General features: G+C 44.5%; 1 protein-coding gene. It reads left to right on the forward strand.

The features are described 5' to 3' along the window. Positions 1–1,179 (forward strand): IS66 family transposase (locus tag I6E24_RS16330; RefSeq protein WP_235329753.1); only part of this gene is annotated, 1,179 nt, incomplete at both ends.

The following is a 1,179-nucleotide window of genomic DNA, read 5'->3' on the forward strand; positions in this document are numbered from 1 at the left end:
AGAGCAAGCAGCTTGATGAAATGATAGCAAGACTTGATGAAATAGGAAAAGACCTGAAGGAAGTCAAACGTGAGAATGCCTCTCTTTTGAAAGCCTTGCTAAAGGCAAACAGCAATGCCGAGAAGGTTGTTCTTGAATATAAGATGCAGTTAAAGGAATACAAAAAGCTTGAGAAGAAGCATAATGCCCTTGTCGAGCGTCTTTCACTTATGAACACCCAAACCTACGCTTCATCTAAAAGCCTCAAAGGCATTGACCGTAAAAAGGTCGTAAAAGGAAAGCATGATGACAAGGATGACTTTGACGGTACTCCCACTGCTCCGACAACTGAAGTTCCACAGTCAGACTCTGCCGCATCATGCGACACGCAGGATACTCCGGCCACTCCTGTTTCCAAGGAAAGACCGTATAGAAAAGGAATGAGATACAACAAGGAATGTGTAGGCACTCCGATAATACACAAGTCCGATTATACAATGCTCCCTAAGGGTTCTGTAGTGATATCATCAAGCTACCGTAAAATAAGAAATATCGTGAGCTACATTGAGGAACATCACTTTGAAGTGCTTAAGGTGAAACATGCCGACGGCAGGATTGAAAGCATGTTTCTTCCCATGAAAGATGACGCCCGGGCTGACATCTACAATGAGATAGTACCGGGTACAAGCATTACAGCAAACATGCTCTCGTATCTTATGTTCAACCGCTACCAGATGTCAACACCTGCATACAGGGAAGCCAAGAACCGTCTGTCGGATATGGACTGGAACACTTCTGTTCAGAACCTGCTGAACTGGGCCGACAAAGGTGCCATGCAACTGAACAAGCTGATACCTGCCCTCAAGAAAATAGCCCTTCAGGACGGTGCGAATGTGAATGTGGATGAGACATGGCTTCGTTACCACGCTTATAATAAGAAACGCAAGACCTATATGTGGTGTCTGGTAAACAGAAAAGCCCGTATAGTCATCTTCTTCTATGAGGATACAACGGATGATGAAGGTGTACAGAAACATGGAGGCAGGAACAGAAACGTGTTGAAGGAGTTCCTCGGTGATGCAAAAATCAAATCACTGCAGAGCGACGGCTACAACGTATATATGTATCTTGACAATGAACTTATCGATGTTGAGCATTTGTGTTGTCTGGCCCACGCAAGGGCTAAGTTCAAGTATGCCT

Source organism: Bacteroides caecigallinarum (assembly GCF_021530995.1).
In the GTDB taxonomy this organism is placed as follows: domain Bacteria; phylum Bacteroidota; class Bacteroidia; order Bacteroidales; family Bacteroidaceae; genus Phocaeicola; species Phocaeicola faecigallinarum.